This is a genomic window from Acinetobacter sp. ATCC 27244 (assembly GCF_000156555.1).
Taxonomy (GTDB): Bacteria; Pseudomonadota; Gammaproteobacteria; order Pseudomonadales; family Moraxellaceae; genus Acinetobacter; species Acinetobacter haemolyticus.
Window position 1 is genome coordinate 7722 of the sequence record NZ_GG665959.1, and the last position, 14240, is coordinate 21961.

At 42.9% G+C, this 14240-nt stretch carries 11 protein-coding genes; 5 read left to right on the plus strand and 6 right to left on the minus strand.

Translation table 11 applies throughout. From position 1 onward, the window contains the following. Nucleotides 1–11: 11 nt before the first annotated feature. Together HMPREF0023_RS10570 and HMPREF0023_RS16325 are read left to right on the plus strand one after the other, a co-directional pair. Nucleotides 12–1490, plus strand: a complete 1479-nt coding sequence (locus tag HMPREF0023_RS10570; protein WP_005088826.1) for a sodium-dependent transporter — start codon at nucleotides 12–14, stop codon at nucleotides 1488–1490. A 9-nt stretch (nucleotides 1491–1499) separates the two neighbouring features. Further along, nucleotides 1500–1616 (plus strand): methionine/alanine import family NSS transporter small subunit, encoded by a 117-nt coding sequence (locus HMPREF0023_RS16325; RefSeq protein ID WP_005087409.1) that lies wholly within the window; start codon nucleotides 1500–1502, stop codon nucleotides 1614–1616. 58 nt (nucleotides 1617–1674) lie between these two features. Here HMPREF0023_RS16325 and rsmB read toward each other — a convergent pair whose 3' ends face one another. Next, nucleotides 1675–2982: a 16S rRNA (cytosine(967)-C(5))-methyltransferase RsmB gene (gene rsmB, locus HMPREF0023_RS10575; protein ID WP_008942069.1), complete on the minus strand. Its 1308-nt coding sequence runs from the start codon at nucleotides 2980–2982 to the stop codon at nucleotides 1675–1677. Continuing rightward, the gene (fmt, locus tag HMPREF0023_RS10580) at nucleotides 2979–3941 is read right to left on the minus strand and encodes a methionyl-tRNA formyltransferase (protein ID WP_008942070.1); all 963 of its coding nucleotides are present in this window, start codon (nucleotides 3939–3941) and stop codon (nucleotides 2979–2981) included. Before fmt ends, rsmB begins: the two co-directional genes overlap by 4 nt. A 211-nt stretch (nucleotides 3942–4152) precedes the next feature. Here fmt and ilvD point away from each other — a divergent pair, with 211 nt between their 5' ends. The 3 genes from ilvD to HMPREF0023_RS10595 all read left to right on the plus strand — a co-directional run bounded on the left by ilvD (nucleotide 4153) and on the right by HMPREF0023_RS10595 (nucleotide 8244). Then, nucleotides 4153–5982, plus strand: coding sequence for a dihydroxy-acid dehydratase (gene ilvD, locus HMPREF0023_RS10585; RefSeq protein ID WP_005087404.1), 1830 nt, complete (start codon nucleotides 4153–4155; stop codon nucleotides 5980–5982). Between the two features lie 161 nt (nucleotides 5983–6143). Beyond that, complete coding sequence (locus tag HMPREF0023_RS10590) at nucleotides 6144–7433, plus strand: hypothetical protein (protein ID WP_005087402.1); 1290 nt, start codon at nucleotides 6144–6146, stop codon at nucleotides 7431–7433. Nucleotides 7434–7512: 79 nt separating this feature from the next. Further along, nucleotides 7513–8244: a sulfite exporter TauE/SafE family protein gene (locus HMPREF0023_RS10595; protein ID WP_008942072.1), complete on the plus strand. Its 732-nt coding sequence runs from the start codon at nucleotides 7513–7515 to the stop codon at nucleotides 8242–8244. A 7-nt stretch (nucleotides 8245–8251) separates the two neighbouring features. Here HMPREF0023_RS10595 and HMPREF0023_RS10600 read toward each other — a convergent pair whose 3' ends face one another. The 4 genes from HMPREF0023_RS10600 to HMPREF0023_RS10615 all read right to left on the minus strand — a co-directional run. Then, nucleotides 8252–9142, minus strand: a complete 891-nt coding sequence (locus tag HMPREF0023_RS10600) for a LysR family transcriptional regulator (protein ID WP_008942073.1) — start codon at nucleotides 9140–9142, stop codon at nucleotides 8252–8254. A gap of 103 nt (nucleotides 9143–9245) precedes the next feature. After that, complete coding sequence (locus HMPREF0023_RS10605) at nucleotides 9246–10541, minus strand: solute carrier family 23 protein (RefSeq protein WP_004637285.1); 1296 nt, start codon at nucleotides 10539–10541, stop codon at nucleotides 9246–9248. A 312-nt stretch (nucleotides 10542–10853) separates the two neighbouring features. Continuing rightward, nucleotides 10854–13535: a phosphoenolpyruvate carboxylase gene (gene ppc / locus HMPREF0023_RS10610; protein ID WP_008942074.1), complete on the minus strand. Its 2682-nt coding sequence runs from the start codon at nucleotides 13533–13535 to the stop codon at nucleotides 10854–10856. An 84-nt stretch (nucleotides 13536–13619) separates the two neighbouring features. After that, on the minus strand, nucleotides 13620–14240 hold a 621-nt coding region (locus HMPREF0023_RS10615), incomplete at its 5' end, for a TetR/AcrR family transcriptional regulator (protein WP_008942075.1).

The window sequence follows — 14240 nt, forward strand, 5'->3', positions numbered from 1 at the left end:
AGGTTATTTCTATGACAGATACTCGTGAGCACTGGTCGGCACGATCAGGTTTTATTATTGCCGCAATCGGTTCGGCGATCGGATTAGGAAATATTTGGCGCTTTCCCTATGTCGCATATGAGAATGGCGGTGGTGCGTTCTTAATTCCTTATTTGGTTGCGTTGTTAACGGCAGGTTTACCGTTATTATTTTTAGACTATGCTGTGGGACACCGTAGTAACGGTGCGCCACCAAAAGCGTATCAACAACTCAGCAAGCCAGCAGAACCTTTAGGATGGTGGCAAGCTTGTGTATGTATCGTGATTGCCTTGTATTACGCCAGTGTATTGACGTGGGCAGGCAGTTATATTTATTTCTCTTTTGGTCAAAGTTGGGGCACAGACCCAGAAAGCTTTTTCTTTAGTAACTTTTTAGCCACTTCACAATCCTCTGGCTTTGATATGACCTTTATCAGCCATTTATTTTGGCCGTTGATCGGGGTGTGGGCTTTAGTACTATTCATCTTGTATGGCGGTGTGCGAAAGGGGGTTGAACTTGCAAACCGTATTTTCATGCCGATCTTACTTGTCTTGTTTGGTATTTTAGTCATTCAGGCTTTACGTTTACCTGGTGCGGTAGATGGTTTGAATGCCTTCTTCACTCCAAACTGGGAAGCGATGAAGAACTATAAAGTTTGGTTGGCTGCTTATGGTCATATCTTCTTTTCCTTGTCGATTGGATTTGGGATCATGGTGACCTACGCCTCTTATCTGAAGCCAAAAACCAATTTAACCGGCTCAGGCCTCGTGATTGGTTTTGCCAACTCATCGTTTGAAATTTTAGCGGGTATTGGTGTCTTCGCGGCTTTAGGTTTTATGGCACATGCGGCAGGAACTAGCGTTCAGGATGTTGTGAGTGGTGGGATTGGCTTAGCATTTATTGCGTTTCCAAAGATTATTTCAAGCTTGGGTGCAGGGGCTGAGTTGTTTGGTATCTTGTTCTTTGCCTCGCTGTTTGTAGCAGGCGTATCCTCGATGGTGAGTATCTTACAGGTGCCGATTTCTGCGATGCAGGACAAGTTGAGTTGGAGTCGTGCAAAAGCCGTTACGATCATTGGTGGTGGTACAGGTGCTGTTTCGATCTTCTTATTCTCAAGTGCCAATGCGATTAAGCTCGTCGATATTATTGATCACTTTATCAATAACTTGGGTATTGTTTCAGGTGCATTAGTGTCAATCATCATGGTGTCATGGTTCAAGCGTTCATTGATGAAACAATTGGAGCAGCATGTTAATCGTGTTTCAACAGTGCAACTGGGTCCAGTCTGGGAGATCACATTAACCATCGTGACACCTGTTGTTTTGATTTCCACACTAGGTCTTGCATTAAGTGCTTTATTGCAAAAAGGCTATGGTGATTATGCAATGAGCTTACAGCTTTGGTTTGGTTGGGGTTGTATCTTATTCTGCGCAATCGGTGCGTTGTTTATGAGCAGCTTAAAGAATCGCTAGGAGATTAGGATGAATAGTTCAGCTTTAATCATGATGATCGTTGCAATCACCTTGTTGTGGGGCGGATTGGCACTTTCAATTATACATTTGATGCGTCATCCCGAACAAAAGGACGATAGCGTATAAAAATACGTAGATCAGAATTCAGAAAGCCATACATCGATGTATGGCTTTCTTGTTTGTGTTAGGCAATCTTCTGGATACGACAATAATAAAAACCATCACCTGATTGATCAGAAGGTAAAAGCTGACGACCATGCATCTGCTCAATGCCCCAATCCGCAGTGATTTTAATCTCTTTGGCATTTGGATGTTCAGCAAAGAATTTGACCATTTGCTGTTCATTCTCTGTTTTTAAAATTGAGCAGGTGATGTAGAGCAATGTGCCACCGACTTTAAGCTGTTGCCACATCTGTTGCAAAATTTGTTGCTGTAACGCAACCGTTTGAGCAATGTCTGTAGATTGTCTGAGTAGGCGAATATCTGGATGGCGACGAATGACACCTGTTGCAGAACACGGCGCATCCAGCACGATGCAATCGACAGGTTCTTGCGCCTGCCACGTGGTGGCATCAGCAACTAAAATCTCAACATTATCTAGATTTAAAGCCAAGCGCTCTAGGTTCTCACCAATACGAACAATACGTTTAGGGTCTTGGTCGATCGCAATCAGCTTTTTAGGATTAAACCGTTCTAGAATATGTGCGGTTTTACCCCCTGGCGCAGCACATGCATCGACCACAACTTTGCCATCTAAATCGGGTAACAGAGTGGCACACAACTGCGCATGTTCATCCTGAACTGAAAATCCGCCTGCTTCGAAACCTGGTAAAAGCGTTATATTGCCAGTTTGCCTAAGAACAATACCGACATCAGAAAATTCGCATTCACGAGCATCGATTTGCTCTTCATCCAAAATATCTAGATATTCGTCACGACTGACTTGGCGTTCATTGACGCGCAGAGTCAGTGGCGCGACTTGTTTTAAGGCTTGGCAGAGTGGCTCTACTTGCTCAGGCCAATCTTTTTTGAGTCGTTTGAATAACCAACTTGGTAAACCATGGGTATTATTCAAAGCTGTTTCAAATTCATCTGTTTCACGTGAAACACGACGCAGAATCGCATTGACCAAACCACTCATTGGCTCGAAACCGAGTTGCTTAGCAGCATTTACCGTTTCTGAAATTGCAGCATGTACAGGAATACGTGTACATAAAATTTGATATAAACCAAGATATAAACAACTTTCTAGGGCTTCATTGTCTAACGGTTTGGTGAGCAATGGTAAGGTAATGGCTTTTAAAGAATACCATTGGCGTAAACAACCTAAAGTAAGCTCGTGATATAAACCACGGTCACGTTCAGACACCATATTGATATGTTGATTCAAAACGGAAGACAAAGATTGCCCATTTTGAACAGCCAAAAGTGTTTTGATCACCTGCGCACGCAGATTCAAATTTTTTGCAGATGATTGATTTGATGGGTTCATGGGAGAATTTGTCCAATGTTCAATTTTTGTGTTTGGGCAATTTGTACAGGATTAAGCGCTTTACCCCCTGACCACTGTAAACTGGTTAAGCACACGGTACTGTTATCACCACAAGCGACATGTACACCTTGTTTATTAATCGCCAAGATTTCACCGATTTGCGCATCTGCTTTGCTATGTTGAGAGAGCATTGATCCCCAAACACGTAGCGCATTATTTTCATCAAGCTGGATAAAAGCCACAGGCCAAGGATTGAAGGCACGAATATTGCGATCGATTTGGATTGCCGTTTGTGTCCAGTCGATGCGTGCTTCTGTTTTGACTAATTTGTGTGCGTAAACAGTGAGTGTTTCATCTTGCACTTCACGTTTGGCAATGAAGTCCTGTAGGCTTTGTTCTGATTCAAGCACGGTACAAATGGCTTCAGCACCTTGCGTTGCCAGTTTGTCATGCAATGTTGCAGAGGTATCTGCTGCAGTGATTGGGCAATAGGTTTTATACATCATATCGCCTGTGTCCAAGCCTGCTGCCATTTGCATGATGGTTATCCCTGTTTCATCGTCACCAGTGGCAATGGCACGTTGAATCGGTGCAGCACCACGCCAACGAGGTAACAGAGAGCCGTGAATATTTAAGCAACCGTATTTGGGTGTATCTAATACGGTTTGTGGCAAGATTAAACCGTAAGCAGCGACCACCATGACATCCGCGCCTAACGCTGCCAACTCTTGTTGTGCCGCTAAACCTTCTTCAGTCGATGCTTTAAAATGCAGGGGTTGAAAAACAGGTAAGCCATGTTCAAGTGCGAGTTGCTTTACAGGAGAGGGTGTTAGTTTTTGCCCACGTCCTGATTTACGATCAGGCTGAGTATAAACCGCTATAATCTGGTGGGATGTTTTTAATAATGCCGCCAATGCGGTTGCCGCAAATTCGGGCGTACCAGCAAAAATGATTTTCACGAAGATAATCCAAAGAAAACTTACCGCAAATTATAAGCCAAAAAGCCCATAGCCCCTAATTGAACGGAAGGAATAGCTTTTGAGCAAAAAAAGATAGTTTCTGTGGTCATCAGTTAAGCGATAACTTGTAGTATGATGGGTTTAGCTCAGTATCATTTCGCCAGAGAGAATGTCCCATTCATCTCGAGCACAAACTTGTTGGGAATACAAAATGCCTGATTATCGTTCGAAAACATCAACACATGGAAGAAATATGGCTGGCGCGCGCGGTTTATGGCGTGCGACAGGTATGAAAGATGAAGATTTTGGCAAACCTATTATTGCGGTGGTCAACTCATTTACCCAATTTGTTCCAGGCCACGTGCATCTTAAAGATCTAGGGCAACTGGTTGCGCGAGAAATTGAAGCATCGGGTGGCGTTGCAAAAGAATTTAATACCATTGCTGTTGATGATGGCATTGCGATGGGTCATGACGGCATGTTGTATTCATTGCCTTCGCGTGATTTGATCGCGGACTCAGTGGAATATATGGTCAATGCACACTGTGCCGATGCGATGGTATGTATCTCGAACTGTGACAAGATCACACCAGGAATGCTCATGGCGGCTATGCGTTTGAACATTCCAGTGGTGTTCGTATCTGGCGGTCCAATGGAAGCAGGTAAAGTCAAATTCCGTGGTGATGAGAAGGCGATTGACCTTGTCGATGCGATGGTAGTTGCGGCAGACGAAAGCTATACCGATGAAGAAGTCGCAGCGTTCGAACGCTCTGCATGTCCTACTTGTGGTTCATGTTCAGGTATGTTTACCGCCAACTCAATGAACTGTTTAACGGAAGCACTTGGTTTATCGCTTCCAGGTAATGGTTCAATCGTGGCAACCCACGCCAATCGTGAAAAGTTGTTCTTAAGAGCGGGTCGCTTAGTGGTTGAACTTGCGAAACGTTATTATGAACAAAATGATGACAGCATTTTGCCACGCTCAATTGCAACCAAAGCGGCTTTTGAAAATGCCATGACGCTTGATATTGCAATGGGTGGATCAACCAATACGGTCTTGCATCTACTTGCTGCTGCACACGAAGCAGAAGTGGATTTCACCATGGATGATATCGATCGTTTATCTCGTCAAGTACCAGTGTTGTCTAAAGTTGCCCCTGCAAAATCTGATGTGCATATGGAAGATGTGCATCGTGCGGGTGGTATTATGGCGATCTTAGGTGAGCTTGATCGTGCCAATCTACTGAATACTTCATGCCCAACCGTACATGAAAAAACACTGAAAGATGCTTTAGACAAGTGGGATATTATTCGCACTGAAGATGCGGATGTATATGAGTTCTACCGCTCTTCACCGGGTGGTATTCCTACGCAAGTGGCATTCTCACAAAACCGTTATTACTCAACACTTGATGGTGACCGTGAAAAAGGTGTGATTCGTAATGCGGAACATGCTTTCTCTAAAGATGGTGGCTTGGCAGTGCTTTACGGCAACATTGCTTTAGATGGGTGTATCGTAAAAACTGCAGGTGTGGATGAATCAATCCTGAAATTCACAGGCACAGCACGTGTTTTTGAAAGCCAAGATTCTGCTGTTGAAGCGATTTTGGATCATAAAATTGTGGCAGGTGACATTGTTGTAATTCGCTACGAAGGCCCACGTGGTGGTCCGGGTATGCAAGAAATGTTGTATCCGACCAGTTACTTGAAGTCGAAAGGCTTAGGTAAGGATTGTGCCTTGATTACCGATGGTCGTTTCTCAGGTGGTTCTTCAGGTTTGTCAATTGGTCACGTATCACCAGAAGCGGCTGAAGGTGGTGCAATTGGTTTGGTTGAAGATGGCGATACTATTCAAATCGATATTCCAAACCGTACCATTCACCTCGATGTTGATGATGCAACCATGGCGCATCGTCGTACCGTTCAAGAGGCAAAAGGTTGGCATCCTGCCGAAGAACGTAAACGTAAAGTTTCTAAGTCATTGAAGATTTACGCGTTGCATTCAACCAGTGCAGCCAAAGGTGCAGTACGAGTTTTGTAAGCCAACTCAGTCCCTCTTACTTGCGATGCTATAATCGTATCTCAGGGGGACTTTTTTTTCATTTTATAAGATACTGAATAGCCTTATTTACTCACTTGTTTGATTGCAAGTCTGAGTACAACCTACCCATCATCTATTTGAGACCATTAGAGGCGATCGACATGTCTTTGTTACGTCGTTGGTTTGATCCTATCCGATCGAGTTGGTTTTACCAAAAACCTTCGCGTCAGGCGGTACTACCTACGGAGCAGGGTTTAAGCATTTACCTACGTTTAGACGATGTCTATAGCTATCTAGCTGTACAGCAATTGGCTCAACTGAATGAGATCTTGAGTGATGAGCTGAAGCCATTAAAGGTCATCATTTCCAAACAAGATGCTGAACCACCAAATGGAATGTCACCACAGGACTGGCAGCGTTACTGTTTAAATGACGCTAAGATTTTGGCGAAACAACATCGTTTTGGCTTTGATGAAACACCCGAAATTCCTCGTCCAGAAGCATTACAACAAGCAGAAACGATTCTAAGAAATACACCGTTAAGAGAACAGAATTTTTTGCACTTGCTGGAAGATGTTTTTCATATGTTATGGCAACAGCAATATGGAAAACTACGTACTTTATATGCAATGGCGAGTCGACATCAAAAGCCACAGGATTATCCTGAGCGGATTTTTAAAGATGTTCCTGTCGCTGCCAGCTATTTCGAATTGAGTGAGCGGAAGTACCACGCGGTTGATGATTTATTGCGTTTAACACGACGGTTAAAACAACAAAAATTATTAACGGGAACACCTATTTTTCTGATTAATCATATCGAATGGCGTGAGCATTTAATTAACGATACCGAATCCTTAACAGAAATTCAGGCCATGCATGCTGAATTAGATTTGTATATCGCGCTTGAAGATCCAATGAGTTGGTTATTATTGGCGTATATCAAAGAAGAGCTTGCAGATTATTACAATATTCAGCTCACGATTTATCCATTGAGTTATCAAGGGCGTGATTGGTTTGACTGGAGCTTGGCGACGCGTGTTTCAAAACGAACAGAAGTGATGTTTACGCCGTTTTGTCGTCCAACCAAAGAAGCCACCTATGATATGGCGAAGTTATTCTATAGTGTGCCGAAAGACGAGCAAGTGGATTGTATTCATCAAATTTTGGAGGCAGTTTGGACGAGAGGTAAAGATCTTTCGTTCAAAGCACACTTCCAACGCATGCAGCGGCACTTGGGTATCAAGGAGTTGACAGAGCAGGATGTTGAGTTGCTATTAAAACAAAATGATGAACTTTGTCAGCAGAAACATCAACCTGATTTTCCTGTTTTAGAACTACGTATTGATGAGCAAAGCTATGTGTTTAATAGTTTGTATCGAGTTTGGATGATTGAAAGTATTTTAAGTAATGTACTCGAAGAAAAATACAAAATGGCCTCAAGCTCTCATTGAGACCTCCTTCCAAAATAAAGAATAGGGTAAGTTTCTGTTTTTGCTTAACATGATTTCGATAACAGATCGGAGTTAAGCAGTGACTTTTTTAGCCATTATCGTGTTGGTTTTTGCTTTTGCGGGCATGATTAAAGGCATGATTGGTCTAGGTCTACCCGCAGTTTCTATGGGACTGCTCACCATTGCGATGAGTCCATTTCAAGCAGCAGCGTTGCTCATCGTGCCTTCTATGGTCACTAATATCTGGCAACTTTTTGCTGAAGGGCAAGTGTGGAGATTTATTCGTCGTTTTTGGTCTTTGTTGCTCGGGATCGTGATTGGTTCGGTTTGGAGTTTTCTACCCACACTGAATCAAAGTCATGGTCAAAGTAGTGAGTTACTTCTAGGCAGTATGTTGGCGATTTATGGGCTTTATGGTTTATGTGTGAATAAACTTCCACAGTTGACTGCACATGAACGCTGGTTATCTCCTGTGATTGGGTATCTGGGAGGGGCTGTGACAGTGGCAACAGGGGTGATCATTATTCCTATTGTGCCGTATTTGCAGTCCTTACAGCTTAAACGGGATGAGTTGGTACAAGCACTTGGGCTTACTTTCACGGTTTCTACGATTTGTTTGGCGGTTTTTTTACATCATAACCCGATGTCAGGCGTAGTCTTAGATTATCGATTGTCTATTTTAGCTTTATTGGCGGCATTGATCGGGATGTGGTTTGGTAAAAAAATACGTTATCAGTTAGATGAACAGAAGTTTCGCCGTATTTTTTTTATAGGTTTAGTGACGCTAGGCGGGTATATGTTTTTACATTGAGCGATCTCTAAGGGCGATGTTGCAATAAGAAATCCGCAAATTGTTGATAACATAATGGAAGTTGCTTGAAATCCTGTGTTGCCAAAAGCAGTTTACGATTTGCCCATGCACCGAGTAACTGTACAGAATGAAAATGATAATTTGCATGTAAGCGCTGTGCAGCACGTGCAGGCATGATGGCAATCCCGACGCCTTTGGTAACCACCTCAGCAATCGCAGAAAAGTTGGGGAGTCGTAGACGATATTGGATGTCAAAACCTAACAATTTAGCTTGGGTGTCAATCGATTGCTGCAAAGAGTGGTGTGGCATCAAACCAATAAAGCTATAGTTCAATGTATCCAGTAGATTGATATGATCATGTTGTGCTAAAGCATGTGAGATCGGACAAATCAACACCAAAGGATCACTGGCAAAGTCTTTGGTTTGTAAGTGTCGGGTGTCAAAAAAACTGGACACTAGACCTAATTTAGCGATGCCTTGGGTGAGCGCATCAACAATTTCTGAGCTTTCCGCTTCATGCAGGTCTAGATTGATTTCGGGATGATGTACAAGGTACTGTGGCAAAAGTGTGGGTAAATATTCACTCTGTGCGGAAGAATTACACCACAATGTCAAAGATTGAGGTGTGATGTCCCGAAAACGTTGCATGTTTTGTTCTAATTGATTTTTTTGTGACAGAAGGCATTGAGCATGTTCAACGAAAGCGTGTCCTGCGGTCGTTAATTCAACTCCTGTCGTATGCCGAATAAATAACGGGGTTTCAAAATATTGTTCCAGTTTTTTAATCCGTTCACTGGCGGCTTGTAGCGAGATTGCGGAACGCTCAGCACCTTTGGTCAAACTCCCTGTGCTGACGATATGAAGAACCAGTTGCAAATCAAAGAAATCAAAACGCATGAGCGAATGTATTGAAAGTTAAAAATTCATCATACCTTAGATTACTGCAAGATAGCGGGATAATGATATGAATAAAAAAGGCAGCTTAGCGCTGCCTTGAAGTTTAGTTTTTATCTTTTATGCTAAACAATAAGTTTAATAAAATGGCTGCAAAAGTAGCGGTACCAATTCCGCCTAAATTAAAGTTACCGAACAGTAATTCAAAGTTTCCTGCACCAAGAATCACCGTCACAGAGGCAACAATTAGATTTTTATTATTGGAGAAATCAACTTTATTTTCGATCCAGATTTTAGCCCCAGCAATGGTAATCAAACCAAATACCACGATCGAAGCACCCGTCAACACGGCAGTTGGAATGGTACTGATTACGGCACCAAACTTAGGCGAAAGCCCGAGGAAAATCGCGAATACACCAGCAATGACAAAAATAATGGTGGAATAAACACGCGTTACAGCCATGACCCCAATATTTTCGCCGTAGGTGGTCATACCTGGTGCACCGACACTCCCTGATAAGGTGGTTGCAACGCCATCAGCAACGAAGGCTTTACCTAGATGAGGCGTAAGATTTTCTCCAGTCATCGCACCGACAGCTTTGATATGGCCCAAATTTTCAGCGACTAAAATTAAGGCAACAGGGGCAATGATCAACATTGCATTCAACTCAAAGGTCGGATGTGAAAAACTTGGAATACCGAACCAAGGTGCCGCTGCGATTTGCGAGAAATCAATGGCTTTGCCAAGTCCCAAAACATTAGTGGCAATCGCATAAATTGCATATGCAACCAATAAACCGACGAGCAGGAGTAAACGCTGTAATAAGCCTTTGGTAAAGACAGCAATCAGTCCCATACTCAAGACCGTGATCAATGCCATCCACATTTCAAAAGGTTGTCCTGCAACGCTTTTGATGGTGATTGGTGCGAGATTTAAACCGATAATCATCACCACAGCACCTGTTACTACAGGAGGCATTAATTTTTCAATCCAGCGTGTTCCTGTCAGCATCACCGCAAAACCAATCAGTGTATACAGTACACCACATGCAATGATGCCACCTAAAGCGACCGATAAATTGGGATTCGCTCCTGAGCCCGTGATGTGTCCTGTTGCGGCTGCGACTACACCAATAAAAGCAAAGCTTGAGCCTAAATAGCTGGGAACACGTCCACCCGTCATGAAGAAAAACAGGATGGTACAAATCCCTGACATGAGAATGGCCAGATTTGGGCTAAAGCCCATAAGTAACGGTGCCAATACCGTTGCTCCGAACATTGCAAATGCGTGTTGAACCCCTAGCACCGCACTTTGTAAGGGCGGTAAATATTCATTGGTCGCAACAGGGCGATGATCAATCTTTCCCTGATACGGTTGCCATTTTGGAAACCAACTGGACATAAATTAGACTCATGATGTGATATCAGCGCGTATCATACTCTTTATTAAAACCAGCTTTAACCTATTGATCTGGGAGAGGTGGGGAAGATCAGGCTTTGAAGTTTGATATTTTTACCTTTTGGTAAAATATGTTTCAAAATAACTTATCGGATTTATTCTTTATTTTGCTTAGATTGCTTGAAAAGTTAACTATCTTATTTTCAAAATAATTTTTTAAATTTTTTCTAAAAATTTTCATAGAAATGGAATATTTTGCCAATGCTGCCATCAACAGCGATGATTTCTGTTGATGGCAACCTTGTGTATAAGGGCTTAGCCTGTGTTGCGTAAGCCTGCTGCGATCCCCGCGATGCTCACCATCAAGGCATGATCAACAGGGCTATGTTCGGTCTGATGCTCAGCCAGATAAACACGACGACGTTTCATCAATTCTGCTTGTAGTAAATGCAAAGGAAGTAAATAAGGCTTGCGCACCTGCATTGATTGATCCAATACCTCATTGTTGCTCAGTAGTTTTGATTCACCTTTGAGTCTCAATAAGGTATCCACCGCATTTTGCAAGCGTTGGCGCAGTTCTACGCCCAATACTTTGAGATCCTGATCCTGTGTGAGATGAGATTCGTAATACAAGGCAATATCAGCATCGGATTTGGACAACACCATTTCCAACATATCAATCAACGTTTGGAAATAAGGCCACTGCTCCAGCATCTCATCCAAGGTTTTCTTGTGTTGTTCGTGAACTTGATTAATCGCTGTGCCTGTACCGAGCCACGCGGGAAGCATCAAGCGAATCTGGGTCCATGCGAATACCCACGGAATTGCACGAAGTGATTCGATTCCACCACTGACTTTACGTTTCGCTGGACGAGAACCGAGTGGTAACATTTGCAACTCTAATTCTGGTGTAACGGTTCGCAGATAACGCACAAAGTTTGGATTTTCACGTACGGTCTGACGATAGACTTGAACGGACAAATCCGTCATTTGATTCATCAAAGCGCGCCACTCTTGCTTTGGTACAGGAGGGGGAAGCAAGGTCGCTTCAAGTGTCGCAGCGGTATAAATCTCTAAGTTTTGTAAGGCAATTCCTTCTAACCCAAACTTAAAGCGAATCATTTCACCTTGTTCAGTCACCCGAATCGCCCCTGAGATCGACCCCGGTGGCTGAGAGAATAAAGCTTGTTGGGTTGGAGCACCACCACGACTGATCGAGCCGCCTCGACCATGGAATAAGGTCAGTTGTACGCCATGTTTTTTGGCAATTGCAGTCAATTCTTCTTGTGCACGATATTGTGCCCAGTTGGCAGACATAAAACCTGCATCTTTAGCAGAATCCGAATAACCAATCATGACTTCATGTTTAGCTTGAATATGCTGTTTGTACCAATGCATATTGAACAAGGTATCCATGGTTTTGGCTGCGCCATCGAGATCTTTTAACGTTTCAAATAAAGGCACTACGCGAAGCGGATGTTGAATGCCGGCCTCTTTTTGCAGTAATAAAACCGCCAATACATCGCTTGGATATTCTGCCATGGAGATAATATAGGCACCTAAGCTCTCTGCTGGTTGTTCAGCTAAAGTACGCATGGTGGCAAACACTTCCAATACATCAGGATGCTGAATGAGGCTGCCTTCAGGCTCATTAAAAAATTTTGGAAGCAATGGGCGCTTACTTTGAAGTTCTTGAATCAAGAAGTTTTGTCGTGCCTGTTCTGTCCATGACTCAAAATTACCTAAGCCTAAATATTCAGTAATGGCTGAAACAGCTTGGCGATGGCGCCCTGATTCTTGGCGAATATCGAGTTTTAGCAGCTCAATACCAAAGCAGTTCACACGGTAAATAAAATCCAGCAATTGCCCATTGGCAATCTCGGCGAGATTACGGTCCATCAGTGAGCGGTAGCAAAGCAATAAGGGCGCTAACAGTTCATCCTTGGTTCGAATAATATTGCTGTCATCCGCTTCAATGCCCTGAAGACGCTGCCCTAACCAAGTTCGGGTGGCTTTTAAACGTTCACGGGTATCACGCAAATATTCTCGATAAGGCTCAGGATGAGCATAACCCAACGCATCTGTTAATTCTTGCGAGCAACTTTGGATGGAGAGTTCCCAGCGTAAATTTTCAATATCACGTAGATATAAATCAGCTGCTTGCCAACGTGATAACCACAACACTTCTTGGGTCACTTGATGGGTGACATTTGGATTACCATCACGATCTCCACCCATCCAAGATGCAAAACGGATTGGGGCAATGTCGAGTGGTAGAGCTTTTTGACAATGTTGCTGAGTAAGCTCATTTAGCTCACGGATAAATTTAGGCACTGCATTCCATAACGATTGCTCAATGGTTGCAAAGCCCCATTTGGCTTCATCTACTGGGGTTGGGCGGTGTTGTCGAATCTCATCCGTTTGCCAAGCAGAACTGATAAGCTGCTTGAGTACTGCGATGGCTTGCTGACGCTCTCTTGGTGTTAATTTTTGTTGATCCAGTCGAGAAAGACAATCGGTAATATCATCATATTTTTGAATCAAGGTGCGACGACTAACTTCCGTTGGATGAGCGGTCAATACCAATTCAATATTCAGGTCACAAATTTGTTGAAATAGTTGTTGTGCCGAGATTTGTTGTGTTTTGAACTTTTCGAATAGTGGTGCAAGAGGGTTAGGATTGGGGACTTGCTCGTCAAACTCAGCCTGACGACGATTGCGTACCACATGGTACTGCTCGGCAATATTTGCAAAGTTTAAAAAATGTGAGAATGCACGCGTCAGTGGCAAGATTTCTTCATCTTTTAAACCAAGAAAAAGTTGTTCTAATTGCTTTTCTGCTTCGATTTGACCGTCACGAGCGCCTTTAGCTAATGCGCGAATTTGTTCAATTTGATTAAACAAATCTTGCCCTGCATGTTGTTTTAGGGTCTCACCGAGTAGATTGCCCAATAAGCGGACATCTTCACGTAATGGAGCAGTGATTTGCTGAATCATTCTATTTCTCCTGATGTTCTCATTTGACTATAGCGTGATTGAGCAACAATCCAAGAGCAGAACGTAAAAAAATGTGAAAATTCTCTAACTTTTAGTTTGATATTTAAGCAAAAATATCTCGATTGCTTGTTGGATCACCTGATCTAATTCATCGGCTGAAGGAACCGTATCTAGCCCGAGTAAAACGCTGTGGTGACGTACCCCTAGCATCAACGATATGATGAGCGATGTCTGTTTGAGTGGATCATCTGCTTGAATAAATTTCAGCTTAATTGCTTGCTCAAAAAAATCACACCACACATGGCTCATACGGGTGTGTGATGCATCAAAAAATTGTTGCGTTAATGGACTACTTTCGGCAGCTAACTCAAATAGGACGCGGTCTAACTTAATCGCTTCAGGTAAATAAATAATACTGAGGGCACGATGACACATCAGATAAAGCGCTTGTTCAAAATTGGTTTCAGCTGTGAGTACAAACTCTTTTGCACAAATTGATTCTTCACAGGTTTCCTCAATCGCACAAATAAACAAATTGGCTTTATCTTGGAAGTGATTATACACCGTCAGTTTAGTCACACCTGCTTCTTGGGCAATTTGATTCATATTGGCAGCGTGATAGCCCATCTTTAAGAAAATAGCTTTTGCAGCCTGCAAGATTTTGGCTCTTTTCTCTAAATCTTTGGGACGACCACTTTGAATTTG